Origin of the sequence: Martelella mediterranea DSM 17316, assembly GCF_002043005.1 — a bacterium.
Lineage (GTDB): Bacteria > Pseudomonadota > Alphaproteobacteria > Rhizobiales > Rhizobiaceae > Martelella > Martelella mediterranea.
On the sequence record NZ_CP020330.1, the window covers coordinates 3,021,403 to 3,047,013 of the forward strand.

The 25,611-nt window shown below is 62.1% G+C and carries 24 protein-coding genes; 13 read left to right on the forward strand and 11 right to left on the reverse strand.

Going from position 1 to position 25,611, the window contains the following annotated elements; genetic code table 11:
- Positions 1-79 precede the first annotated feature (79 nt).
- Positions 80-1,006, forward strand: coding sequence for a thymidylate synthase (gene thyA, locus Mame_RS14140; RefSeq protein WP_018063130.1), 927 nt, complete (start codon positions 80-82; stop codon positions 1,004-1,006).
- A gap of 56 nt (positions 1,007-1,062) precedes the next feature.
- Here the strand turns inward: thyA and Mame_RS14145 are convergent, their stop codons facing one another.
- The 3 genes from Mame_RS14145 to Mame_RS14155 form a co-directional block, all read right to left on the reverse strand.
- Complete coding sequence (locus tag Mame_RS14145; RefSeq protein ID WP_018063131.1) at positions 1,063-2,433, reverse strand: aspartate aminotransferase family protein; 1,371 nt, start codon at positions 2,431-2,433, stop codon at positions 1,063-1,065.
- A 55-nt stretch (positions 2,434-2,488) separates the two neighbouring features.
- A complete protein-coding gene (locus Mame_RS14150) occupies positions 2,489-3,979 on the reverse strand; it encodes an NAD-dependent succinate-semialdehyde dehydrogenase (RefSeq protein ID WP_018063132.1) in 1,491 nt (496 codons plus the stop codon).
- A gap of 149 nt (positions 3,980-4,128) precedes the next feature.
- Complete coding sequence (locus Mame_RS14155; RefSeq protein WP_018063133.1) at positions 4,129-4,617, reverse strand: Lrp/AsnC family transcriptional regulator; 489 nt, start codon at positions 4,615-4,617, stop codon at positions 4,129-4,131.
- Between the two features lie 63 nt (positions 4,618-4,680).
- Here Mame_RS14155 and ehuR point away from each other — a divergent pair, with 63 nt between their 5' ends.
- Positions 4,681-6,069 carry a MocR-like ectoine utilization transcription factor EhuR gene (gene ehuR / locus Mame_RS14160; RefSeq protein ID WP_026173195.1) on the forward strand — a complete coding sequence of 463 codons (1,389 nt, stop codon included), beginning with the start codon at positions 4,681-4,683 and terminating at the stop codon, positions 6,067-6,069.
- A 167-nt stretch (positions 6,070-6,236) separates the two neighbouring features.
- On the opposite strand, the gene Mame_RS27530 is transcribed toward ehuR, so the two are convergent.
- The gene (locus Mame_RS27530; protein ID WP_018063135.1) at positions 6,237-6,359 is read right to left on the reverse strand and encodes a hypothetical protein; all 123 of its coding nucleotides are present in this window, start codon (positions 6,357-6,359) and stop codon (positions 6,237-6,239) included.
- A 2-nt stretch (positions 6,360-6,361) separates the two neighbouring features.
- Here Mame_RS27530 and Mame_RS14165 point away from each other — a divergent pair, with 2 nt between their 5' ends.
- From Mame_RS14165 to doeA, 8 genes are all read left to right on the forward strand, one after another.
- A complete protein-coding gene (locus tag Mame_RS14165; protein ID WP_018063136.1) occupies positions 6,362-7,384 on the forward strand; it encodes a TRAP transporter substrate-binding protein in 1,023 nt (340 codons plus the stop codon).
- Positions 7,385-7,468: 84 nt separating this feature from the next.
- Positions 7,469-8,050 (forward strand): TRAP transporter small permease, encoded by a 582-nt coding sequence (locus Mame_RS14170; RefSeq protein WP_018063137.1) that lies wholly within the window; start codon positions 7,469-7,471, stop codon positions 8,048-8,050.
- 10 nt (positions 8,051-8,060) lie between these two features.
- Positions 8,061-9,344 (forward strand): TRAP transporter large permease, encoded by a 1,284-nt coding sequence (locus tag Mame_RS14175; protein WP_018063138.1) that lies wholly within the window; start codon positions 8,061-8,063, stop codon positions 9,342-9,344.
- Between the two features lie 16 nt (positions 9,345-9,360).
- Complete coding sequence (locus Mame_RS14180) at positions 9,361-9,798, forward strand: universal stress protein (protein ID WP_018063139.1); 438 nt, start codon at positions 9,361-9,363, stop codon at positions 9,796-9,798.
- Positions 9,799-9,834: 36 nt separating this feature from the next.
- Complete coding sequence (locus Mame_RS14185; protein ID WP_026173196.1) at positions 9,835-10,629, forward strand: aspartate racemase/maleate isomerase family protein; 795 nt, start codon at positions 9,835-9,837, stop codon at positions 10,627-10,629.
- Complete coding sequence (gene eutB / locus Mame_RS14190) at positions 10,626-11,624, forward strand: hydroxyectoine utilization dehydratase EutB (protein WP_018063141.1); 999 nt, start codon at positions 10,626-10,628, stop codon at positions 11,622-11,624. Before Mame_RS14185 ends, eutB begins: the two co-directional genes overlap by 4 nt.
- A gap of 1 nt (position 11,625) precedes the next feature.
- The gene (eutC, locus tag Mame_RS14195) at positions 11,626-12,624 is read left to right on the forward strand and encodes an ectoine utilization protein EutC (RefSeq protein ID WP_018063142.1); all 999 of its coding nucleotides are present in this window, start codon (positions 11,626-11,628) and stop codon (positions 12,622-12,624) included.
- 32 nt (positions 12,625-12,656) lie between these two features.
- Positions 12,657-13,844, forward strand: coding sequence for an ectoine hydrolase DoeA (doeA, locus tag Mame_RS14200; protein WP_018063143.1), 1,188 nt, complete (start codon positions 12,657-12,659; stop codon positions 13,842-13,844).
- 74 nt (positions 13,845-13,918) lie between these two features.
- Here doeA and Mame_RS14205 read toward each other — a convergent pair whose 3' ends face one another.
- From Mame_RS14205 to Mame_RS14220, 4 genes are all read right to left on the reverse strand, one after another.
- Positions 13,919-14,956, reverse strand: a complete 1,038-nt coding sequence (locus Mame_RS14205; RefSeq protein ID WP_018063144.1) for a zinc-dependent alcohol dehydrogenase family protein — start codon at positions 14,954-14,956, stop codon at positions 13,919-13,921.
- 392 nt (positions 14,957-15,348) lie between these two features.
- On the reverse strand, positions 15,349-16,842 hold the full coding sequence (locus tag Mame_RS14210; protein ID WP_018063145.1) for an FGGY-family carbohydrate kinase: 1,494 nt from the start codon (positions 16,840-16,842) through the stop codon (positions 15,349-15,351).
- Between the two features lie 18 nt (positions 16,843-16,860).
- Positions 16,861-17,661 (reverse strand): BtpA/SgcQ family protein, encoded by an 801-nt coding sequence (locus Mame_RS14215; RefSeq protein ID WP_018063146.1) that lies wholly within the window; start codon positions 17,659-17,661, stop codon positions 16,861-16,863.
- Positions 17,662-17,715: 54 nt separating this feature from the next.
- On the reverse strand, positions 17,716-18,567 hold the full coding sequence (locus Mame_RS14220; RefSeq protein ID WP_026173197.1) for a DeoR/GlpR family DNA-binding transcription regulator: 852 nt from the start codon (positions 18,565-18,567) through the stop codon (positions 17,716-17,718).
- 177 nt (positions 18,568-18,744) lie between these two features.
- Here Mame_RS14220 and Mame_RS14225 point away from each other — a divergent pair, with 177 nt between their 5' ends.
- Positions 18,745-19,524, forward strand: a complete 780-nt coding sequence (locus Mame_RS14225) for an SDR family NAD(P)-dependent oxidoreductase (protein ID WP_018063148.1) — start codon at positions 18,745-18,747, stop codon at positions 19,522-19,524.
- A 53-nt stretch (positions 19,525-19,577) separates the two neighbouring features.
- The gene (locus Mame_RS14230; RefSeq protein WP_018063149.1) at positions 19,578-20,747 is read left to right on the forward strand and encodes an ABC transporter ATP-binding protein; all 1,170 of its coding nucleotides are present in this window, start codon (positions 19,578-19,580) and stop codon (positions 20,745-20,747) included.
- Between the two features lie 76 nt (positions 20,748-20,823).
- Here Mame_RS14230 and Mame_RS14235 read toward each other — a convergent pair whose 3' ends face one another.
- The 3 genes from Mame_RS14235 to Mame_RS14245 all read right to left on the reverse strand — a co-directional run bounded on the left by Mame_RS14235 (position 20,824) and on the right by Mame_RS14245 (position 23,948).
- The gene (locus Mame_RS14235; RefSeq protein WP_018063150.1) at positions 20,824-21,642 is read right to left on the reverse strand and encodes a carbohydrate ABC transporter permease; all 819 of its coding nucleotides are present in this window, start codon (positions 21,640-21,642) and stop codon (positions 20,824-20,826) included.
- Positions 21,639-22,532, reverse strand: a complete 894-nt coding sequence (locus tag Mame_RS14240) for a carbohydrate ABC transporter permease (RefSeq protein ID WP_033409455.1) — start codon at positions 22,530-22,532, stop codon at positions 21,639-21,641. Before Mame_RS14240 ends, Mame_RS14235 begins: the two co-directional genes overlap by 4 nt.
- Positions 22,533-22,667: 135 nt before the next feature.
- Positions 22,668-23,948: an ABC transporter substrate-binding protein gene (locus Mame_RS14245; RefSeq protein WP_018063152.1), complete on the reverse strand. Its 1,281-nt coding sequence runs from the start codon at positions 23,946-23,948 to the stop codon at positions 22,668-22,670.
- A gap of 208 nt (positions 23,949-24,156) precedes the next feature.
- Here Mame_RS14245 and Mame_RS14250 point away from each other — a divergent pair, with 208 nt between their 5' ends.
- The gene (locus Mame_RS14250) at positions 24,157-25,611 is read left to right on the forward strand and encodes an NAD(P)-binding domain-containing protein (RefSeq protein WP_018063153.1); all 1,455 of its coding nucleotides are present in this window, start codon (positions 24,157-24,159) and stop codon (positions 25,609-25,611) included.

Below are 25,611 nucleotides of genomic sequence, written 5' to 3' on the forward strand. Positions count from 1 at the left end.
CCGGCCGAATTCGGCACCGATATCTTGCCTTGGCGGCGCGCTGTCTTCAGACTTGCGGCACGATTCCAAGGAGCTTCGCATGGCGCGTCATCCCGAATACCAATATCTCGACCTGCTCGAGCACCTTTTGGAAAAAGGCGACCGCCGGATAGACCGCACCGGCGTCGGCACGTTGTCCGCCTTCGGCGCGATGATGCGCTTCGATATCTCCGACGGCACGTTTCCGGCGTTCACGACCAAGCGCGTCTACTGGAAGACCGCGATCAAGGAGATGCTGTGGTTCCTGACCGGCCAGACCAATATCCAGTCTCTCTTGAAGGAAAACGTCCGCATCTGGACCGACTGGCCGCTGGAGAAATACCGCAAGGCGACAGGCGAGCAGATATCGCAGGAAGCCTTCGAGGAACGCATTCTCGCCGATGACGATTTTGCGCTTAAGTGGGGCGATCTCGGCCCCGTCTATGGCAAGCAGTGGCGGCGCTGGCTTGATGCCAATGGCAAGGAGCATGACCAGATCGCCACCGTCATCGAGACGCTGAAAACCAATCCGGCAAGCCGGCGCATGCTGTTCCACGCCTGGAATGTCGGCGAGTTGGACCAGATGGCGCTGCCGCCCTGCCACATGACCTATCAGTTCCATACCTCGGAGAACAAAGGCGCGGGCCCTGGCGAACCCAGGTTGAAGCTCTCCATGCTGCTGTTCCAGCGAAGCCTCGATGTCGGCCTCGGCGCGCCCTTCAACTGCGCGGCCTCGGCGGCGCTGCTTACCATGGTGGCGCAGCAGGTCGACATGGCCCCCGGCGAACTGATCTGGATGGCGGGCGACTATCACCTCTACCTGAACCATCTCGACATGGCCCAGCAACTGATCGCGCGCGAACCGCGCCCGTTCCCCAAACTCTGCTTGCTCCGCCGCCCGGCCTCCATCGACGGCTACCGGATCGAAGACTTCGAGGTAACCGATTACGATCCCCACCCGGCGATCGCCGCGCCGGTGGCGGTGTAATAGCCGAGCGCGGGGCCTTGCGATCCCGCGCTTTCGCTTCAGGCGGCGACAACATTCTAGCCGAGCACTTCCTTCACCGCGTCGACGGTGGCCGAGACGATGGTGTCGGCTTCCGCACGGGTCAGGCAGAAGGGCGGGGCGTAGCCGATGATATCGCCCTGCGGCATGGCGCGGGCGATGACGCCACGCTTGAGCATGGCGGCGGAAACCGACGGTCCGACCTTCTTCGACGCGTCAAAGAAGGTGCGGCTGTCGCGGTCCTCGACGAATTCGACGGCGCACAGCATGCCTTCACCGCGGATCTCGCCGACATTGGCGTGGTCGCCGAGCGCGTCCGCCATGGCCTTGTTGAGATAGGCGCCGGTCTCGCCGGCATTCGAGATCAGGTTCAGCTTGTCGAGAAGCTGTAGGTTGGCGACGCCCGCCGCCGCGCCGATCGGGTGCGCGGAATAGGTCCAGCCATGGCCGATCGGTCCGTTCTCGTCGGTGCCCTGTTCGAGGACCTTCCACACCTTGTCGGAGATGATCGAGCCCGACAGCGGAGCATAGGCCGAGGTCAGGCCCTTGGCGATGGTGATGATGTCAGGCTTGATGCCGTAATGGTCGGAGCCGAACATGGTGCCGAGACGGCCGAAGCCGGTGACCACTTCGTCGGCGATCAGCAGGATATCGTGCTTCTTCAGCACGTTCTGGATGGCTTCCCAGTAGCCGGCGGGCGGAGGCACGATGCCGCCGGTGCCGAGAACCGGCTCGCCGATGAAGGCCGCGATAGTGTCCGCGCCTTCCCGCTCGATCAGGGCTTCGAGTTCACGGGCGCAGTGCGCGACGAAGTCTTCTTCCGACATCGTCAGGTCGGCGCGGCGGTAATAATAGGGCGCCTCGGTGTGGATGACGGTGTCGAGAGGCAGGTCGAATTTCTTGTGAAACAGTTCGAGCCCGGTCAATGAACCGGTCATCAGACCCGAGCCGTGATAGCCGCGCCAGCGGGAGATGATCTTCTTCTTCTCGGGGCGGCCGAGGATGTTGTTGTAGTACCAGACGAGCTTGATGTTGGTCTCGTTGGCATCCGAACCCGACAGGCCGAAATAGACACGGCTCATGTTGTCGGGCGCGCGGTCGATGATCATCTTGGCGAGCGTCACCGAGGCTTCGGTGCCGTGGCCGACATAGGAGTGGTAGTAGGCGAGCTCCCTGGCTTGCTCGGCGATGGCATCGGCGACTTCCCGGCGGCCGTAGCCGATATTGACGCAGTAGAGGCCGGCGAAGGCGTCGAGCAGCCTGTTGCCCTCGCGGTCCGAGATATGGACGCCTTCGCCACCGGTGACGATCCGATTCTTCATTTCACCACGGGCGAACTGGCCCAGATGGGTCGAGGGGTGGAAGAAGTGGTCGTGGTCCCACTGGTCAAGCTGGTCGTTGCGAAGCATCGGCTTTCCTTTCGATTATCGGTCGTGCGTGTTGTTGCAAGGTTCCGCCGCGGGCTCACGCCCAGTCGCGGCAGACATATTTGACTTCGGTGAAGGCTTCCATGCCGAGACGCGAGCCTTCGCGTTCGAGGCCGGACTGCTTCATGCCGCCAAAGGGGATCGGCGCACCGGTGACCTTGGTGCGGTTGACGGCGACCATGCCGAACTGCAGCGCCCGGCTGGCGCGGTAGATGCGGCGCGGGTCCTGTGTGTGAAGATAGGCGACGAGGCCGTATTCGGTGTCGTTGGCGCGGGCTAGCGCTTCCTCTTCGGTGTCGAAGGGCGCGATCGCGGCCACGGGGCCGAATGTTTCCTCATGCATGATGAGGGCGTCGGCGGGCACATCGGCAAGCACCGTCGGCTCGAAGAAGAGATCGCCGGCCTCGTGACCCTTGCCGCCGGTCAGCACGCGCGCGCCTTTCTTCACGGCGTCCTCGACATGCTGGCGCTGTTTGGCGACGGCCTTTTCGTTCATCAGCGGCCCGATATCGGGGTCGTCCATGCCAATGCCGACCGAGAGCATGGCGGTGCGGGCGGCGAATTTTTCGCAGAAGGTCTTATAGACCGAGCGTTCCACGAAAAAGCGGTTGGCGCCAAGGCAATCCTGGCCCGAGGTTGCGAACTTGGCCTTGATCGCCTCGGCGACGGCCTGGTCCATGTCGGCATCGGCAAACAGAATGAAAGGCGCATGGCCGCCGAGTTCAAGCACGAGGCGCTTCACCGTGTCGGCGGAGCGCCGGTAGAGATGCTTGCCGATCTCGGTGGAGCCGGTGAAGGACAACGCGCGAACGCGGGCATCGTTGAGCCAGGGCTCGACGATCGTGGCGGCATCCCCGGTGACGACGTTGAAGACGCCGGCGGGAAGGCCTGCGCGTTCGGCAAGCTCGGCCAGCGCGAGTGCGGAGAACGGGGTCTCGGCGGAGGGATGAACGAGCACGGTGCAGCCGGCGGCAAGGGCTGCCGCCGCCTTGCGGGTGATCATCGCCGAGGGGAAGTTCCACGGCGTGATGAGCGCTGCGACGCCGAGCGGCTCGCGCCATACCTCGACTTCGGCATCACGCAGGTGCGAGGTCACGCTCTCTATGTTGGGGCGCTTGGCTTCCTCGGCATAGAAATCGATGAATGCCGCAGCATAGTCGATCTCGCCGCGTGCTTCCGAGATCGGCTTGCCCTGTTCGAGCACCATGATGCGGGCCAGATCCTCGCGGTGTTCGCCCATCAACTGGAACCAGCGCCGCAGCATTGTCGAGCGCTCCTGCGGCAGGAGGGACGCCCATGCGGGGAAGGCCGTCTGCGCGGCGTCGATTGCGGCGGCGCTGTCGTCACCGCTCAGCGCTGCGATTTCGCCGAACTCGGAACCGTCAGCCGGGTTGGTCACGCTGATCGCGGCGCCGTCGGTTGCCGCCGTCCACTTGCCGTCAATGTATGAGAAGCTGCGCAGGAGTTTGGGATCGTCGAGACGGGACATGTCCCGACGGTCGGTATCGATGCGGTGCGCTTCTGCCATGTCTCTCTCCCGTTTTGTCCGTGACGGATCGCCGCTCAGGGGGGCGATCGGATGCGTCGAGACTATCGGGCGGCTGGCAGTCGGATCCTCTTATCGAAATGTCCCGGGCAGAGAATTCCTCTTTTTTGCGGGGTTGAAAGGGAGAAAAATCAACCCTTGCCGCGTGGCGGCAGCAGGGCCTCGAAGGGAATGCGGCCAGATTTTACGGGCTTGGTGACGACATAGGTGAAGTAGCGCGCAAAGCCCGCGCCTTCGCCGAGCAACTGGTCGATCATGCGCTGATAGGTGTCGATGTCCCTGCAGACGACATGCAGCAGATAATCGTAGCCACCCCCCAGCGCCCAGCAATTGACGATCTCGTCGTAGCGCTCGACAGCGCGCTCGAAACCCTGCATGGTTTCGACCCGGTGATTTTCGAGTTCCGCCATCACGAAGACCTCAACATGGGCGGCGATTTTCTTCAGGCTGATTTCTGCACGGTAGGCAGAAATGATGCCTGCCTTCTCCAGCCGTTGAAGCCGCTCCCCGCAGGGCGTGGCCGACAGGGAAACGCGCTTGGCGAGCTCCGTCTTGGAGATGCGCCCCTCGCGGTCGAGAACGGACAGGATCTTGATATCGCGGTCGTCGAGCTTGATCATTGCGGGTTTCCACAGAATGGCGAGGGGCTTGTCAATTGCCCCTTTTTCGGGTCACACTAAATCATGACAATATGGCCTCCACAACCCGGGACGCTTCGTCGTCCCGCCTATCGTTCGCTGGCCGACGCGGTTATGCAAGCAATTGAAAGCGGTCAGCTCAAGCAGGGTGACCGTCTCCCCACCCATCGCAATCTCGCCTACGATCTCGGGCTGAGCGTGCAGACGGTGGGGCGCGCTTATGACGAACTGATCAGGCGCGGCGTCATCAGCGGCGAAGTGGGGCGCGGCACCTTCGTGCGCGCCACCGGCAACGAGACCCGCACGCCCTATCTGCCGCGTAATCCGGACGGCCCGATGATCGATTTGTCGCTGCTGAAGCCGGTGCTCGAGCCGATGCATGCCGAGGTGATGAAGCAGGCGCTGAGGGATCTCGCCGACAATCTGCCAACCACAATCTACGCGTCTTTCAGGCCGGCCACCGCGCTCGGGAAATACCGCGAGAACGCCATCAAGTGGCTGAGATATTGCGGAATCGAACTGCAATCGCAGGGGCTTATGATCACCAACGGGTCGAGCCCGTCGATGGCGCTGGCGGTCCTGACGGCGGCCAATGGCGGAGACCTGATCGCAGCCGAGACACTCACGCACCATACGCTCAAGCCCCTTGCCGGCTATCTCGGCTATCGCCTTCGCGGCGTGCCGTCCGACGACCACGGCATGATCCCCGAAGCGCTTGAAAGGTTGAGCCTGCGCGAGACCGTTCGCGCAGTCTACCTGATGCCGGCAGGCCTTGGCCCGCAAGCCCGGATCATGCCGGAAGAACGGCGTCGCGCGCTCGTCGAGGTCGCCCGGCAACGGGATATCATCATCATCGAGAACGATGCCTGGGGGCCAATGCAGGCCAAGCGCCCGGCGCCGATCGCCAACATCGCGCCTGAGCGGACCTTCTATTTTACCGGGCTGACCAAATGCGTGATGCCAGGCCTGCGGCTGGGCTTTCTCGTTATGCCCGAGGGGCTGGAGGCCGCGACCGCCAACCGCCATCTGGTTGTCAACTGGATGGCAACGCCCATGCTTGCGGAAATAGCCGCACGTTGGATCGAGGACGGAACCGCCGAGAAGCTCACACGCTTCCAGGCAGAGGCCTTCGCCAAACGCAACCGGCTGGCCGAGATCATTCTGGCGGGCGTCCCCTTCAGGTCCTCGCCGAATGGCATGCACATCTGGTTGCCGATGCCTCCCGGCTGGGGCGAGGACGATTTCGTCTCCCATGCCCGCCAGCAGGGCGTTGCGGTTGCGCCGGGAGAGGCGTTCGCGATTGCAGATGATCATACGGAGCCGGCTGTGCGCGTGTGTCTCGGAGGGCAGTCGATCGAGACGCTGGAGAGCGGTTTGAGGGTCATCAGCCGGCTTGTCCGAAGCCGCTTCGAGCCGGCGCTTTTGACCAATTAGGGTGGCCGCCGGCTGCCAGTCCGTTCGTTCCGAGGTCAAGCCAGGTCAGCCGCCCGTCCTTCCTCGAAATTGTAATGATTTAATATAATCATTGACTCTAAATTGTCATTGTTTCACCGTTACCAAATCAGAACAATAATAAAAGTAGAGCGGGAACACCGGCACGATCAATTCGGATCGTCGAAGCCGGAGACAACGCAGACCGAATTGAAGGCATATTCCTGCCCGGTATCGCCGCGGCAGGCCCCTATGCCATTGCGGTCGCGCACCAACACAATGGGAGCAACCATTTATGCGCATCAACAAGCAAATCCTTTTCAGTTCCATTGCTGCGACCGTGGTCGCCGTCGCCGGTATCGGCAGCGCGCATGCGGCCACCTGGAAGTACGCCTTCGAGGAAGCCATGGAGGAAGTGCAGGGCAAATACGCCCAGAAGTTCAAGGAAGTCATCGAGGCCAATTCCGATCACGAGGTCCAGCTCTTCCCGTTCGGCACGCTTGGCGAATCCGCGGACATCATGGAACAGGCCCAGTCCGGCATTCTCCAGTTCGTTGACCAGTCGCCTGGCTTCACCGGTTCGCTGATTCCGGAGGCTCAGGTCTTCTTCGTGCCGTACCTGCTGCCGACCGACCAGGAACAGCTTGCGCGTTTCTACAAGGACTCCAAGGCCGTCAACGAGATGTTCCCCGAGCTCTATGCCGAGCAGGGTCTTGAACTCCTCACGATGTTCCCCGAAGGCGAAGTCGCCATGACCACCAAGGAGCCGGTGGAATCCTGTGCCGATCTCGAGGGCGTGAAATTCCGCGTCATGACCAACCCGCTGCTGGTTGAGAGCTACAAGGCCTTCGGCGCGACGCCGACTCCGCTGCCCTGGGGCGAGGTCTACGGTTCGCTGCAGACGAACATCATTCAGGGCCAGGAAAACCCGACCTTCTTCCTGTATTCGACGAAGCTCTATGAGGTGACCGACTACATCACCTATGCCGGCCACAACAACTTCACCACGGCGGTGATGGCCAACAAGGACTTCTTCGACGGGCTGGGCGAGGAAGACCAGGCCCTCATCGAGAAGGCCTCGACGGAAGCCTACGACTACATCGTCGACTACCAGAAGGGTCTGGCCGATTCCGAGCTGAAGAAGATCACGGACGCCAAGCCCGAAATGACGGTGACGGTGCTTAATGAAGAGCAGCGCGAATGCTTCAAGGAAGCCGCCGCGGACGTGGAAGCGACCTTCATCGAGATGACCGGCGAGTCCGGCCAGAAAATTCTCGACCAGATGAAGGCCGACCTGAAGGCTGCCGAAGAAGGTTAAGGCCCGATACGTCCGGCCTCATCAGGAACAGGACCGGGCGGGTGAGAGCCCGCCCGGTATCTTTCAGTATCGGGAACATATGAGATGACCGACAGCGGCGACAGTATCGACCGGCATGAATCCAGCCTACCCGGCGTTCTGGGCGTGATCGACACGACCATCAGCCGGATAGAATCCTTCTTTCTCGCCACCGGCGTCCTGCTGATGGCACTGAATACGGTCGCCAATGTGGTGGGCCGTTTCGCGTTTCAGCAAAGCATCTTCTTCTCCGAAGAACTCAACCGCATTCTCATCATCCTCATCACATTCGCGGGCATCTCCTATGCAGCGCGGCACGGACGCCACATCCGAATGTCGGCGATCTACGATGCCCTGCCGAGCAATGTCCGCAAGCCGCTGATGATAGGCATCGCGCTGGTGACCGCGCTGTTCATGTTCGGGCTCTGCTATTACTCGATTGGCTACCTCCTGACGCAGGCATCGCGCGGCCGCGTCCTTCCCGCCCTTCAGATTCCCGTTTGGATCACCCTCGTCTGGGTGCCGATCGGCTTCTTCATGACCGGTGCGCAATATGTGCTGACCGCCATCAAGAACATGACGTCGCGGGACATCTATCTCTCGACCAGTGTGCTCGAGGGATATGAAGAAGACGAATTAGAGATCTGAGGACGCAGCCATGGCAGCTACAATTTTCATCGCGATGATCGTCCTCCTGCTTCTGGGTTTCCCGATGATGATCCCGCTCATCGTCGGCGCCTTCATCGGGTTCTTCACGATGTTCGGCGGAATGGGGCAGATGGAAACCATGGTCCAGCAGATGCTGGCGGGCATCCGTCCGGCGTCGCTGATCGCGGTTCCGATGTTCATCTTCGCCGCCGACATCATGACGCGCGGGCAGTCGGCCGGACGTCTGATCGATCTTGTGATGGCCTTTGTGGGCCACGTCCGCGGTGGTCTCGCGATTTCCACCGCCGCAGCCTGTACGCTTTTCGGCGCGGTTTCCGGTTCGACGCAGGCGACGGTGGTGGCCGTGGGCTCGCCGCTTCGGCCGCGTATGCTGAAGGCAGGATACAAGGACAGCTTCATCCTGGCGCTGATCGTCAACGCCTCCGACATTGCCTTCCTGATCCCGCCGTCAATCGGCATGATCATCTACGGCGTCGTGTCCAATACCTCGATCGCCGAACTCTTCATCGCCGGTATCGGCCCGGGCCTGCTGATCCTCGTGCTGTTCTCGATCTACAGCTACATCTACGCACTGCGCAACAACGTGCCGACCGAGGAGCGGGCAACATGGTCCGAGCGCGGCAGGGCATTGCTTGCGGCCCTCTGGCCGATGGGCTTTCCCGTCATCATCATCGGCGGTATCTATGGCGGCGTCTTCAGCCCGACCGAAGCCGCCGCGGCCTGCGTGCTTTATGCCTTGCTTCTCGAAGTGGTCGTCTTCCGTTCGATCACGGTCGGCGAGGTCTACCAGACCGCCAAGTCGACCGGCCTGATCACGGCGGTTGTGTTCATTCTGGTGGGCGCAGGTGCTGCCTTTTCATGGGTGATCTCGTTTGCGCAGGTGCCGCAGGCGATCCTCGGCGCCATCGGCATTACCGAGATGGGGGCGATCGGCGTGCTGTTCGTCATTTCGATCGCCTTCTTCGTCGGCTGCATGTTCGTTGATCCGATCGTCGTTATCCTCGTTCTGGTGCCGATCTTCGCGCCGGTCGTTGACGCAGTCGGTCTCGATCCGGTGCTTGTGGGCGTCATCATCACGCTACAGGTTGCGATCGGTTCGGCCACGCCACCGTTCGGCTGTGATATTTTCACGGCGATCGCGGTGTTCAAGCGCCCCTATATCGAGGTGATCCGCGGGACGCCGCCCTTCATCTTCATTCTCATAGGTGTCGCGGTGGCCCTGATCTTCTTCCCGCAGATCGCACTCTTCGCGCGCGATCTGGCATTCAGATAAACCGGGAGGAAAAGGAATGTTCAAAACGATTGTCGTTGCCGTCGACGGGTCGGAAGGCTCGAAGAAGGCCATCCGCTACGGTGCGCAGATGCAGGCTCAATATGAGGGCGAGCTTCTGATGCTGACCGTATTCCGACACCACTCATTGCTCGAGGGTTCGATGTCGATGGTGCGTCCGCAGACCCCGGAGAACATCGATGACGCCATGCGCGGCTATGCCAGGGAAGTGGCGGACGAGGCCAAGGTGCTGGCCAAGGAAGCCGGCGCCACCAGGTTTCGCGCCTTCATCAAGAGCGGCCAGCCGGCGCGCACCATCGTGAAGTTCTCCGCCGAGCACAACGCCGATCTGATCGTCGTCGGTAGCCGGGGCATGGGCGATATAGAGGGTTTTCTGCTGGGCAGCGTCTCCCATAAGGTGACGAGCCTGGCGTCGTGTCCAGTACTGGTCGTCTGACGCCGCTTCGCGTCTGTGCGTTTCCCGGAGAGCGTGATGGCAGAGCCACAAGTTTCCATGTCGCCACAAAAGATCGGCTATGAGAGCCTAGGCGCAACTGTGCGTTTCGGTCTCATCGCCCTTGCGACCGACATGACGACGGAGCCGGACTTCGTGCGGATCTTTCCGCCCGAGGCGATCGTGCACACGACGCGCGTGCAGTACGCCAATCCGACGACGCCGGAAAACCTGCGCAAGATGGCGCCGCTTCTCACCGATGCTGCGGCACTGATCACGCCGGGCGTCCCGCTTGTCGGTATCTGCTATTCCTGCACGTCCGCCGCGGCCACAATCGGGGTCGAGACGGTCGAGCGGTCCATCCATGCCGCGCGGCCTGGCATCCCGGTGGTGCTGCCCACCGGCGCCGCGGCGCTCGCTTTCAAGGCGCTTGGCGTGAACCGTATCGCCATCGTCACGCCCTATCTGCCGGAAGCAAGCGAGGCTGTCGCCGGATATTTCGCTTCGCAGGGCTTCGATGTCGCAAGCCATCACTGCCTGGGGCTGGCTGATGATCGCGACATGGCGAGGCTTTCGAAGCACACGATCGTCGAGGCGGCGATTTCTGCCGATGGCCCCGATAACGAGGCGATATTCCTCTCGTGCACAGCCATGCCCGCGGTCGGTGCGATTTCCGAGATCGAGGAGCGAACCGGAAAGCCGGTGGTGACATCCAACCAGGCGAGCGCCTGGGAGATGCTGCGCCGCGGCGGGTTCAGGGACTGGCACCCCACCGAATACGGGCGACTGTTCACGCTGCAGCTCGACGGCGTGAACGCAGGGTTTGCAGCATGACACAAACAAATTTCATCGGTATCGGGGAAATCGAGGCGGCGCGCGAACGCATTGCCGCGACCATCCGTCTAACGCCGGTCAATGTCTCCGACACGCTTTCGACGATTGCCGGCGTGCCGGTGCATCTCAAGCTCGAACATCTGCAGCATACCGGCAGTTTCAAGCTGCGCGGAGCGGCCAATGCGGTTTCCCTTCTGTCGGACGAGGAGCGGGCGGCAGGCGTTGTCGGCGTGTCCACCGGCAATCACGGCCGGGCTCTGGCGCATGCCGCGAAGGCCTCCGGCGTGCGCTGCGTGATCTGCATGTCGCGACTGGTGCCACAGGTGAAAGTCGACGGCATCCGGGCGCTTGGCGCGGACGTCCGCATCGTCGGCAGGTCGCAGGACGAAGCCCAGGCCGAAGTCGACAGGCTGGTCGCCGAGGGCATGACGATGATCCCGCCCTTCGATCACCCCTCGGTGATCGCAGGGCAGGGAACGCTGGGCCTCGAAATCGTCGAGCAGATCCCCGATGTCGATACCGTCGTCGTGCCGCTTTCCGGCGGCGGGCTGATTGCCGGGGTGGCGGCCGCCTGCAAGGCGCGGAACAAGGATATTCGCATCGTCGGCATCACCATGGAGCGCGGCGCCGCGATGATCGCAAGCCTGAAGGCAGGGGCGCCGATCGAGGTCGAGGAACAGCCGACGCTGGCCGATTCCCTCGGCGGCGGGATCGGGCTATCGAACCGCTATACCTTCGCCATGACCCGCGATCTTGTCGATGAAACCTGGCTGATCAACGAAGCCCAGATCGCCGCCGGCATGCGCCACGCTTACTGGCAGGAGCGGCAGATCGTCGAAGGGGCCGGTGCGGTGGGGATTGCCGCGGTCCTCGCGCAAACGTTCAAGCCGCAAGGACCGGTCGCGCTCATCCTGTCCGGCGGCAATGTCGACATGAAGCAGCATTTCCGGGTCATCGGCGGCGAGGATGTCGACCTCATGAAAGAGCTTGCCTGAAATGCCGAAGATCAAGATCCTCACCCAGTCCGATCTGATGAAAGCCGTGCCGCTTGACGGCGAAGCGGTCGATTGCGTCGAGAACGCCTTTGCGGCCCTTGCCGGCGGAAAGGTGGTCATGCCGCCGATCCTGAGCCTCGCGATCAGGGAAGCGAATGGCGAAGTCGACGTGAAGACGGCTTATGTGCCCGGTCTCGACAGTTTTGCCATAAAAGTCTCGCCCGGCTTCTTCGACAATCCGAAGATCGGCCTGCCGAGCACGTCCGGGCTGATGATGGTTTTCTCAGCCAGGACAGGGGTTCTCGAAGCGTTGCTCCTCGACAACGGTTATCTGACCGACATGCGCACGGCGGCCGCCGGCGCGGTCGCGGCGAAGCACTGTTCGCGCGCGGATTCCGCGACGGTCTGCGTTTTCGGCGCGGGCATGCAGGCGCGGCTTCAATTGCAGGCGCTGATGCTCGTCCGTCCGCTGAAAAAGGCGCTGATCTGGGCGCGCGATATCGCCAAAGCCGAGGCGCTGGCCGAGCGTGTCGCCCGTGAGAACGGCATTGCGGCTGTGGCAGTGGCCGATCCGGAAGCGGCCGTCAGTGCGGCCGATATCGTGGTCACCACGACGCCCGCGACCGAGCCCGTCCTGAAAGCGGATTGGCTGAAACCCGGCCAGCACGTCACCGCCATGGGCTCGGACCAGCATTCCAAGAACGAGATCGAGCCGGCCTGTCTGTTGAGGGCCGATGCCTATGTACCCGACCGCCAGTCGCAGACCGCGGAACTCGGCGAACTGCGTTCGGCGATCGAGGCGGGCGTCGTGCCCGCTGAAAAGAAGTTCGCGGAACTCGGAGACATCATCACGGGCGCCGCGAAGGCGCGTCTCACGCCGTCCGACCTTACCATTGCCGACCTGACCGGAACCGGAGTTCAGGACACGGCCATCGCAACGCTCGCCCTCAAGAGGGCAGCTCAACTGGATCTCGGCGTCGCGTTCGACTCCGACGCATGATCGGCAGTCATACGGCATAGGAATCAAAAGACATGTCCTCACCGCAACTGGCCTTTTCACGCAGCGAGTTTGCCGAGCGCATCGAGAAGACGCGCAAGGCCATGGAAGACCGCGAGGTGGATGTCCTGATCGTCTCAGACCCGTCCAACATGGCCTGGCTGACGGGTTATGACGGCTGGTCATTCTATGTGCATCAGTGCGTCATCGTCGGTCCGGACGGCGACCCCGTCTGGTTCGGTCGCGATCAGGACCGCAATGGCGCCAGGCGCACCTGTTTCATGTCGGAAGACGACATGATCGGCTATCCGGATCATTATGTGCAGTCGGATGTTCGCCATCCGATGGATTTTCTCGCCGCGCGGCTTGAGGAGCGCGGCTGGGACAAGACGCGCATCGGCGTGGAGATGGACAATTACTGGTACACCGCCCAGGCCCATGCCTCGCTGCGGCAGCATCTGCCCAATGCCGCCTTCGTCAACGCCAACAGCCTGGTGAACTGGCAGCGCGCGGTGAAGTCGGATCAGGAGCTTCTCTACATGCGGCGTGCGGCCCGCATCGTCGAGCGCATGCACCAGCGGATCTTCGACAAGGTCGAGCCCGGCATTCGCAAATGCGATCTGGTGGCCGATATCTACGACGCCTCGCTCAGATTCGACGATGATCTCGGGTTCGGCGGCGACTATCCAGCCATCGTGCCGCTCCTGCCGTCGGGTATCGACGCATCCGCGCCGCATCTGACCTGGAGCGACGAGCCGCTGCGGCTGGGCGAAGGCACCTTCTTCGAGATCGCCGGCGTGTATCGCCGCTATCACTGCCCGCTGTCGCGCACGGTCTTCCTCGGCAAGCCGACCGAGACCTTTCTCAATGCGGAAAAAGCCGTGCTGGAGGGCATGGAGGCGGGGCTCGAAATGGCGCGCGCCGGCAATCTCTGCGAGGATGTCGCCAACGCCTTCTACGGCGTCTTGAAGAAATACGGCATCACCAAGGACAATCGCACCGGCTACCCGATCGGCCTCTCCTATCCGCCGGACTGGGGCGAGCGCACCATGTCGCTGCGCCCGGGCGACAAGTCGGTGCTCGAGGAGAACATGACCTTCCACTTCATGACCGGCCTGTGGATGGAAGACTGGGGCTTCGAGATCACCGAGAGCCTCGTCATCAAGGAAGGCGGACCGGAGTGCCTCGCCAACGTGCCGCGCAAATTGTTCGTGAAGGGCTGATGATATGGCGATCAGTCCTTCCGCGATCGCAGCGGCCATATTGCAATTGCCGATGCATGTAATTTCTGCTTGGCTCAGAAACGGGTAATGACCGTGGCGCCGATGGACTGGAACCTGTCCATGGCCATCAGCGCTGCGGGTGCATCCGCGAGAGCAATCCGATCGCCCACCAGACGCGCCGGATCGAGCTTTCCGCTCGTGATCATATCCAACATCGCTCCGTATCGGTGCGCCTGCATTCCGTGCGAACCGAGCAACTCGATCTCCTGTCCGACAATCCTGGACATGGGAACGGCGGGAGCGGCGTGCTCGCCGAGCATCAAGCCCACCTGGATGTGCTTGCCCCGCGGCCGCAGGCAGAGGATTGAATTGTTCATGGTCGTGGGGTGACCGAGCGCGTCGAGCGAGACATGCGCGCCGCCGCGGGTAATGTCCCTGATAGCCTCGGGCACGTCGGCCTCCCGGCCGTCGATCACGGCGACCGCGCCGAGTGCGCGAGCCAGATCCAGCTTCGCCGGATTGAGATCCACGCCGATGACATTGGCGCCCGCTGCCGCGGCGATCATGACTGCGGACAGGCCAACGCCGCCGCAGCCATGAACGGCCACCCATTGGCCCGCGCTGACCTTGCCCTGGTCGATGACCGCCCGGAAGGACGTCGCGAACCGACATCCGAGGCTTGCCGCCGTGGCGAACTCCATGCTCTCGGGCAGCGCCACGAGGTTAAGGTCGGCCTGGTGAATAGCAACGTATTCGGCGAAAGACCCCCAGTGGGTGAAGCCCGGCTGTTCCTGGTGCAGGCATACCTGCTGATGTCCGGCGTTGCACTCGGAACAACTGCCGCAGCCACAAATGAACGGCACGGTGACCTTGTCGCCGACCCTCCATCTGGTCACGTCCTTGCCCACGGCCTCGATGACGCCAGCCAATTCATGACCCGGAACATGGGGCAGGGTGATGTCGCCGTCGTGTCCCATCCACCCATGCCAGTCGCTGCGGCAGACGCCCGTCGCCGCGACCCGCAGGACGACGCCATGCGGGTCGGGTGTCGGGTCCTCTACAGTGACCAGCTTGGGTTCTTCCCGGAATTTCTCGAACAGGACGGCTTTCATGGCAGGGCTTTTCGTTATGGATTTGGATTGAGGAGATCATAGCCTCCCGCTGAGAAATCACTGTGTCATTCGTGTCGAAATTCGATCAACTGAGGACAGGTGCTGCTCATTTGCACGCATGATATTTGGTTTTAACCTGTACCTAACTTTGAAGCCGTCAATGCCCCGATTCCTGCCATGCTGCAAGAGGACGGTGCGTGACCAATGCGACGCTACACAAACGGCTCGAGGTCAGCGAAACGCATGCTGGCGTTGCCTGAAACAGATCGAGAAATGCGGGATCATCGAGGGCCGCCAAGCCCTTCCAAACCGCCGCAAGTTCGGCTGGGCATGCTGGACCTGATTGCCTTTTGCCGCAAGAGCCTCTTCCTGAGCGGGGGGTGCGGCCTGCCTCAGGGGGAGGCATGTGGCCGGTAGAGCGCGCGAAAGCGGGCATAGCCGTCATCATAGATCGCTCGGTTCGACACATCGGGCCTGATCGTGACGCCGTGTCCGACAAAGGCCGTAACGCCCGCCCAATCATCGACGAGCCCGGCGCCCATGGCCGCGGTCCAGGCAACGCCGAGGCAAGAGCCTGGATGGCCGGTCAGGCATTGCGCGGGCTGCTGCAGCACATCGGCAACGATCTGCATCCAGACCCCGCTCTGCGCCCCGCCGTCGGAGACCAGGAAACGGGTGGTTTCAAGGCCCATGTCGTTGAGCACATCAACGTGATGTCTGAGCGCATAGGCATAGGATTCCAGGAGCGCCCGCCACAGATGGCCGATATCGTGGGACAGGGTGAGGCCCGAGATCAGCCCGCGCGCATCGGGATCGTGGATCGGCGTTTTCTCGCCCAGAAGATAGGGCAGGATCACCACGCCCTCCGCACCCGCCGGTCGATTTTCCGCCAGCCGGTCGAGATAGCGATAGGTTGATATGCCCTCGGCTTCGGCAGCTTGCTGTTCCTTGCCCGCAAAGGTGGCGATGAACCAGTTCAGCGCCGAGCCGCCGGTCGACATGCAGCCGTTCGGCATATAGAGGCCGGGGATCAGGTGGTAGTCGAGAAAAAGGCGGGGATCGGGGCGCACCTTGTCGGTTGCCGTCAGGATATCGACCGCGCCGCCGAATTTCAGAAGAACATCGCCGGCTTCCTGCACGCCCGCGCCGAAGGCTGAAGCCACCATATCGGCAGCACCGCCGACAACCGGCGTTCCCGCGCGAAGGCCGGTGAGGGTCGCGGCCTCCTCGCTGACGGTGCCGAGCACTTCATGCGAGGCGAACTTGGGCGGAATGGCGCCGGGCGGAAGGTGGGCCCAGCCTATCAGGTCGTCATCAAGTTCGCCGCGCGCGACATCGACGAAACCCGCTTCCAACGCCCAGTTCTGCTCCACGGCGCGTTTGCCGGTGAGCTTGAAGTTGATGAAATCATAGGAGCCGAACACCGTGGCAATGCGGGCAAAGACATCCGGCTCGTGGTTTTCGATCCAGCGCAGCTTGGCGGTCACAAGCTGCTGGTTGATGCCATTGCCGGCCTTGGCGATGAAGGCGGCCTCGTCGCGCTCCTGGCGCATGGCCTCGACCTCGCGCCCGGAGCGTCCGTCGCTTTGCTGAATGCTCGGTCGCAGCACGGTTCCGGCTTCATCCAGGAGCACCACGGCCGGCAACATGCCGGTGACGCCGACAGCACCGATAGCGGCCGGGTCGGTGCCTTCCAGCGCCAGCAGTTCGCGGGTGATCGCCTGGACGTTGTCCCACCACTCTGCCGGATTTTCCTCCGCCCAGCCATGATGCGGCGAGGTGAGCGTGACGGGTCTCGAGGCGACCCCCACGACCCGGTCAGGCAGTTCGATCAGAATGCCGATCGTGGATGTCGTCCCGATATCGAGACCGATCACATAAGCCATGCAAGCCTCCGGGCGCGGTCAGCGCAGGTTTGCGACCTTGTCCATGAAGCGGCTGACGCGGTCCTGGTCGACCGGATTCCAGGTGTCGCCATCGACCTTGAAATGCGTGCCGATGATGCAGCCGTCGGCAACCGACATGACGTCGGTCACATTGTCGATATTGACGCCGGTATTGGCAAAAACCGGCACGTCTTCGATCGTCTCACATACGGTTTTCAGGTCCGACTGGTCGGCGGGCTGACCGGTGATCGGGCCGGAGACCAGAATGGCATCGGCCATCGACGAAAAGACCGCGCTCTTGGCGCGCAGCGCGATCGGCCGCTGGTCGAGCGGATGCGCGAATTCGGCGTTGATGTTGAACAGCAGTTTCATGTCTTTTGCGCCGAGATTGGCGCGCAGCCGCGCGGGGGTGGCGCAATCGGGCGCCCAAACGCCCATGTCGGAAGCGAAAACGCCGGTGAAGATCTCGCGCACGAAGCTTGCGCCGGTCACCGCGCCGATCGCGACGCTGGCTTCCGGATCCCAGAGGTAGTTGACCCCGAAGGGCACCTTGAGTTCCGGTTTCAACGCCTGCACCACCGCGGTCATTGCGGAAATGCCCTCGACGGGGGCCTTCTTCACATAGGGGCGGTCGTTCTCATTGCCGAACATGATCGCGTCGACGCCGCCGGCCTGCAGTTTCTCGATATCGGCGAGGACATCAGCGATCAGCTTGTCGAGGCCGCCATCCTTGTCATATTGCGGAGAACCGGGCAGCGCGCCGATATGGGCCATGGCGATGACTGCCTTCTTCTTGGCGCCGAAGAACTCGAAAATCATTGAAGTACTCCATTTGAGAAAGCAGGCTGGCGGGCAGGGGCCGCAGGCTTGCGGTCAGGATGCCATTTTGCGCGCGCGGCCGGCGATGCGGACTTCGACCTCGGCGGCCGCGAGTGCTTTTGCGAGGTCGGGCGGCGGCTCGACATCGGTGATCAGCACATCGAACTGTTCAAGGTCGGCGACATGGACCAGCGATATGCAGGAAAACTTGGAGGCGTCGCACAAAACGACTTTCCGCGTCGAGCGGCTCAGGAACACGCGCTTCATCTCGGCGTCGTCGAAGGAGTAGTCGTATATCCCCTGGGGGGTGAGGCCGGAAATTCCGATGAAGGCGATGTCGAACCAGAGCGCGCTGAAATCGGCGATTGCCGCAGGGCCGGAAATCGACATTTCGTCCCCGCGCATGCGCCCGCCCGGCAGATAGACCTCGGCCAGGCCCTCGCCGAGGAAGAAGGCGTTGCGCACCGAACTGGTGAAGATCTTGGTGTGTTGACGGTCCTGCAGCCTTCTGGCCAGCAGTAACGCTGTGGTGCCGACGTCGAGCGCGATGGTGCGCGCCCCGGCGCTAAGCGCCTCAGCTTCAGCGGCGATGGCCTGCTTGGCAAGCGCGTTCTTGACGGTCCTGAGCTGGAATGACGGTTCGCCGGGAAGGGTTGCCGGGGCGGCGGCAGGTTCCGCGCTCTGTTCGGAGCGCACGGCGCCTCCATGGGTGCGGGCAAGCTTGCCTTCCTTTTCCAGTTCGGCAAGATCGCGTCGGACCGTCATCTCGGAAACGCCGAGTTGCCCCGCGACATCGGAGACCGAGAGCGCCCCGATTTCGGCCAGAACATCAAGGATGCGCGCATGACGCACCTGCGCGAGAACCTTGGTTTTCTCTCCGGTCTTTTCTCCCTGGCCACCCTGCAAGACGGATCCTTTCGGCACGATTGAGGCTTCGAACAGGCAAAGCGTATTCTGACGCAAGCCGATCTAGACTGAACCTCATGACTACCAGCAGGTTCGAACAAATTCAAACATTATTTTCTCTTGTTGTGTATGTTTTTGTTGATATATGATCGAACCAACCAAAAAGGGGAACGAAAAATGACACACCCGGTCTTTCCGGAGCTTGAGGGCCGCAAGGCCGTGGTAACGGGCGGCGCCACCGGTATCGGGCGGGCCATCGTCGTGGCGCTGAGACGCCAGAAGGTCGATGTCGCGCTGTGCGATATCAATCCTGAAACGGCGGAGAAGACGGCAGCCGAAACCGGTTCCGTTGCCATCGCGATCGATGTACGCAAGCGGGCTTCCGTGGAAGCGGCATTCGCCGAGGCGGAAGAAAAGCTCGGCGGTTTCGACATGCTGTTTGCCAATGCCGGCGTCTCCTCCATGCAGCACGCGCTTGAGCTGACGGATGAGGAGTGGGATTTCAATTTCGACGTCAATACGCGCGGCATCTTCCTCACCAATCAGACCGCGGGCCGTCGTTTCAAGGCCAATGGCAGGGGCGTGATCGTCAACACCGCCTCGCTTGCCGCCAAGGTCGGCGCGCCGCTGCTGGCGCATTATTCGGCGAGCAAGTTCGCCGTTCTCGGCTGGACCCAGGCGCTGGCGCGCGAGCTTGCCGGCGACGGCATCCGCGTCAACGCGATCTGCCCGGGCTTCGTCAGAACCTCGATGCAGGAGCGCGAGGTCGAGTGGGAAGCCAGCCTGCGCGGCATGACGCCGGAAGAGGTGATCGCGGACTACGTCTCGCAGACCCCGCTTGGCCGGATCGAGACGCCCGAGGACGTCGCCGATGTGGCGATCTTCCTCGCCAGCAACTCCGCCCGCTTCATGACCGGGCAGGGCGTGAATGTGACTGGCGGCGTCTACATGACCTGAAGCCCGCGTTGCGGCAGGCACTGAACTGACGAGGCAAAAGCGGGAAGCGCAAAATGGCGGACATTATTTTCGACGGTATCGGCAAGCGCTATCCGGATGGGTATGCGGCAATTGCCAATCTCGATCTCCATATCAGGGACGGCGAGTTTCTGGTGCTTGTCGGGCCGTCCGGTTGCGGCAAGTCGACCGCGCTCAGGATGATTGCGGGCCTTGAGGACATTACCGACGGGCGGCTGATCATTGACGGCGTCATCGCCAACAATCTTGCGCCGCGCGATCGCGACATCGCCATGGTGTTTCAGTCCTATGCGCTTTATCCGCATCTGAATGTCGAGGAGAATATCGGCTTCGGTCTCAGGGTGCGCGGCGCGGACAAGCAGGTGCTGGCGAAGAAGGTGCGCGAGACGGCCGAACTTCTGGAGCTTTCCGAGCATCTGAAGCGCAAGCCCGGCCAGCTTTCGGGCGGTCAGCGGCAACGCGTTGCCATGGGCCGTGCGCTGGTGCGCGATCCCAAGGCCTTCCTGATGGACGAGCCGCTTTCCAACCTCGATGCCCGGCTGCGCGGCCAGATGCGCACCGAGATCGCGCGGTTGCAGAAGCTCACCGGCGTCACCACCGTCTATGTCACCCATGACCAGGTGGAGGCGATGACCATGGGAGACCGCGTCGCCGTCATGCGTCATGGCGTTCTCCAGCAACTCGATACGCCGCGCGCGCTTTACGACACGCCCGCCAACCTCTTCGTCGCGGGCTTTATCGGTGCGCCGTCGATGAATTTCATGGCGGCCGATCTTGTCGCGATCGAGGGCGGGATCGAAGCCCGCCTCGGACCGTTTGGCTTTGTCTTCGGGGCGGGCGATCTCGCCCGTCGACCGGGCCTCAACCGCTCGATCGGCGACCGCGTGATCCTCGGCATCCGTCCGGAAATGTTCACGCCGGTCGCAGCGTCCGAGAGCGCCGCCAATACGGTGACCGGCGAGGTCGTGTTCGTCGAGGATCTGGGGGCAACGCTTCTGGCCCATATCGACATCGGTCCCGCCGATGACAGCCTGCGCGAAATCGGCCATGACGGCGAGGGTGACGGCGCGCTGTCCGCGCCGCGCCTGCGCGTCGTTCTGGATGGCCAGATGCGCATTCGGGCCGGCGAGACCATCACGCTTGCCGTGGATGCCGGAAATATCCATGTCTTCAATGCGCAGACGGAAAAAGCGATCCGAGATTGAGCGGGTCACAAGGCCGGCGTGAGAACAGCGCCGGACCTTTCGTCTTGGAAAACGGCCAGCCTTTCAGCCGCGCTTGTCAGTGAATCCCCTTGGTCAGCCCCTGCACGAAATAGCGGTTCAGGAACAGGATCACGATCACGATCGGGATGGTGGAGAAGTGCGCCAGTGCGCCGAGCGTGCCCCAGGTGATGTCCTTGGTGCCATAGGCCGACAGCAGCGCCACGGAGAGCGGTTTTGATTCCAGCCGGGTCAGGAACATCGGGTAGAGAAAATCATTCCAGGAAAACATCAGGCAAAACAGCACGCAGGCAATAATTCCGGCCATCACGGCGGGCAGCGCCACCTTGAAGAAGGCGCCGAACTGGGTGCAGCCATCCGTCAGCGCGGCTTCCTCAAGTTCCGGCGGAAGCCCGCGGAAATAGGAAAACATAAGCCAGGTGACGAAGGCCGAGTTCAGCATCGAGTTGATCAGCACGACGGACATCCAGCTTCCCAGAAGCCCGATATCGCGCATCATCAGGTAAAACGGGATGAGGGCCGCCACCGACGGAATCATCCGGATCGCCATCAGGAAATAGGCGATGCCCATGGCATAGCGGCTTTTCGAACGCGCCAGCGCATAGCCCGCCGGAACGCCGAGCGCCAGCGACAGAATGACCGAGCCCGTGGCGATCAGCACGCTGGAGCGCAGCAGGCTCCAGACATCGAACAACCGAAAGATCGTGCGAAACTGGTCCAGCGTGGGCGAGAAGGCGAATGTCGGCGGTATAGAGAAGATCGCGCTTGAGGGCTTGTAGGCGGTGGTCGCCAGCCACAGGAAGGGCGCCAGAAAGAACGCCAGCATGATCAGAAGGAAGGCGCGGCGGCCGGTCTGAAGCCAATGGCGTGTGGTCATTTCCCGTTGGCCTTCCTGTCGGCATGCCGGATCATCATAACAAAGCCCGCGGCAATCAGGGCAATGATCAGCAGGGTAAGGTTGGCGATTGCCGAGGCCCTGCCGATATTGAAGAATTCCAGCCCCTGTTTGACCGCGTGCAGCATCAGCGTGTTGGTGGCATTGCCCGGCCCGCCGCCGGTTGCCACATAGACCGTGTCGAACACGCGGAAGGCATCGACGGTGCGCAGGATCAGCGCCAGGAGAATCGCCGGCAGCATCAGCGGGATCACGATGATCCTGAGTTTCTGAAACCCCGTTGCGCCATCGACGGAAGCTGCTTCCAGGATGTCTGAGGGTAGCGCCTTCAGGCCCGCCAGCAGGATCAGCGCCACCAGCGGCGTCCATTCCCAGACATCTATGAAAATCAGCGTGGCCAGGGCGGCGTGCTGGTCCGCCAGGAGGCCGCGCGGATCGGTCAGCCCCCATTGGGCGAGGAAATAGCCGATCATGCCATAGTCGGCGGCCAGAAGCCCCTTGAAGATCAGGCCGACGACCAGCGGTGTGATGGTCACGGGGATCAGGATCAGCGCTAGCGCCAGCCGGTTGAACCGGTCATCGCGCCATAGCGAAAGCGCCAGCGCAAAGCCGAGCAGAAGTTCGAAGAACACCGCGCCGACGGTGAAGATCGCGGTATTGATCAGGGCCTGTCGGCTTACCGGATCGGTGATGATTTCGATGTAATTGTCGAGGCCTGCGAATTTGGTCCGCTGCGGGCGGATCAGATTGTAGTCGTAAAGGCTGTACCAGATGCCCTGCGCCAAGGGCCAGATGCCGACAACCAGAACATAGGCGACGACCGGCACGGCCATGATGGCGAGAAAGAGTTTTCGTCTCGTGGCAAAGGCCATTCCCTTGGGCTCGATCAGCCCGGAGGGCAGGGGGTCTGCGATCGCACTCACGCGCGTAACCTCGATTTCAAGAAACATGCAAAAGCCGGACCGCGCGGCATGATGGCGCGCGGTCCGCAGAGCTCAGCGCAGGGCTCAGAACAGGTCTTCGGCCTGCGCCTGCGCGGCATCCAGCGCTTCCTTCGGATCGGCATCGCCGACCAGAACGGAATTGACCGCCGTGCCGAGGAAATCCTGGATCTGCGGATATTCCGGAATGCGCGGACGGTAGTCATAATTGCCGTTCTCGAAGGTTTCGGCAAGCACCGGCAGGAACGGGAATTTCGCCATCAGGTCGGGATCGGTCATCTCGCTCTTGCGCAGGAAGCTGCCGGCGCCGAGCATGTTGAATTCCTTGTGGATTTCAGGACTGGTCAGCCATTTGATGAAAGCCCAGGCGGCTTCCTGTTCCTCCGGGGAGACATCGGCGTTGATCGCCATGCCCCAGCCGCCAATGCCATAGCTCGGCGCCACATCGCCCGGATGCGGGGCGGTGGTGATGGCGACATCGTCGACGACCTTGGAGATTTCGGGATTGTAATAGCCCGGCGCGCCGACCGACCAGGTCTGCATCAGCGCCGCAACGCCCTGGCGGAAGCTTTCCTCGCGGCCGCCCCAGTCATAGCCGGCTGCTCCCGGAGGGGCCGCATTGCGGAACAGGTCGCGATAGACCTTCAGGCTTTCCACATTGGCATCCGAATTGAGCGTCGGCATGCCGTCCTCGCTCATGATCGAGCCGCCCATTTCGCTGTTATACTGCATCCAGTCCTGGGCGCTTGCCGGGCCCTTCTGGCCGTTGGCGACGAAGCCGTAGAGGCCGGCGGCAGGATCGGTCAGCTTTTCGGCGGCGGCGACGAATTCTTCCATCGTCTTCGGCGGTTCAAGCCCGGCCGCGTCAAGGCGGGTCTTGTTATAGGCCAGAACGTTGGCATAGCCGGCAAAGGGGAAGGCGATCTGCTGGCCTTCGTAATTGCCGAGACCCATCATCAGGTTGGGATAGATGTCATCGACGTCGATCTCGTCGGCATCGCGTTCGATCAGTTCGGAAAGCTCAACCGAATAGCCGTTTTCGGCATATTCACCCGCCCAGACGATGTCCATGGTGACGAGGTCGTAGCCTTCGGTATCGCCGATATAATCGGCGGTGGTCTTGGTCAGAAGCGAGCCGTAGTCGAGGATGTCGACCTTGACGGTTGCGCCCGTTTCCGCCTCGAATTTGGGCGCCAGTTCGGCGATCACCGGTGCGAACTGGTCGTTCTGCGAGGCGATGGTAAGCGTGATGCCGGAAAAAGGCTTGTCCTGCGCAAGGGCCGTCGAGCCCATCAGGCAGGCAAGCAGCCCGGCTGTCGCATATTTTGCGGCGTTTGCGTTTCTCATTCTGTTCCCCTTTATATCATGCATCCGTTGTTCTCATAAATGTCATGATCGATAAGCACTATACATCAAACAAAAACGCACTCAAGCGCACTTGACAAAAAAACAATTGAAGTAAAAAATCACAAAAAAGAACATAATCGCCCAAATTTCAGACAAAAGCGGCCGGTTTTGCCTGGAATTTGAGCAAACGCCTGATCGGGAACCAAATATGCAGCGCCTCACCGACAACCAGCCGTCGTTTTCCGGCGGGATCGAGCATCGACTCGAACAACTTGCCGCGCGTGCGGCCTGGGAGATGGGGTGTATCGAGGCCGAGGCACCGATATGGCTGAAGAAGCCACAGCGCGATGCGCATTATAATGTCGCCATCGTCGGCGGCGGGCTGAACGGCCTGTCCGCGGCCTTCGCGCTCAGACGCCGCGGGATTGAGGGCGTTCTCGTTATCGATCAGGCGGAGGCGGGGCGCGAGGGGCCTTGGATCACATCGGCGCGCATGAAGACGCTGCGCTCGCCGAAAACGCTGGCCGGCCCCGATTTCGGCATACCGAGCCTCAGCCCGCGCGCCTGGTACGAAACGGTCTATGGCGCGGAAGCCTTCGCGGGGCTGGAGAAGATCGACCGCGAGGATTGGATGCGCTACATGCTCTGGTTTCGCAAGGCGAGCGGCATCACGGTCCATAACCGGACGCGGCTGGAAGCCGTGGCAGAAGCCGAAGGCGGCGTGCGGCTGACGATCTCCGGCAATGAGGCGCTGCCCGGCGAAATCACCTGCCGCCGGCTGATCATGGCCAACGGCATGGATGGCTGCGGCGGGCCGTATGTGCCAGACGATGTCGCGGCCCTGCCGAAGGGATTCTGGACCCACAGCGCCGAAGAGACCGATGACAGCCACCTCAAGGGCAAGGATGTCATCGTGCTCGGCTCCGCCACATCCAGCTTCGACTGGGCGGTCACCGCGCTGGAAGCCGGCGCCCGGCGCGTCACAATGGTGGCGCGGGCAAAGGAACTGGCCTGCACCGAGGTGCTGGCCTGGACCAATTTCCCTGGCTATCTCGGCAGTTACGCCGAGCTGCCGGACGCGGAAAAATGGCGTTTCTCGCAGCACTATTATGATCTGAAGGTGCCGCCGACGCAGGATCAGTATGATCGCGCCACATCCTATGCCAATTTCGTCATGGAACTCGGCAGCGGCGTCACATCGCTCGTCATCGAGAGGGGCCGCATCCGCGCGGAGACGAAGAACGGCACGATCGAGGCCGATCATATTCTGCTTGGAACCGGTTATGGCGTCGATTTTTCCATGCGGCCGGAGCTTGCAGCACTTGAAGGGCGTTTTGCCCATTGGCGCGACCGTTTCACCCCGCCTGAAGGCGAAACGTGTCCGCCGGTCTTGCAGGCGCCGTATCTCGGGCGCACATTTGAATTGACCCCGATGGACGCGGAGCGGGACCGGTGGGTGTCGCGCATCCATATGTTCAATGGCGGCGCGGTGCCGAGCCTCGGTCCGATCAGCAACGGCATTACCGGGGTCAAATATGGCATTGCCCGCATCGCCGACGGCATGACGCGGGCTTTCTTCCTGGAGGATGCCGCGCATTTTCGGGAAGAGCTTGCGCATTATCGCGAGCAGCATTTCAATCCGCGCGACAGAATCTCGGCCTGA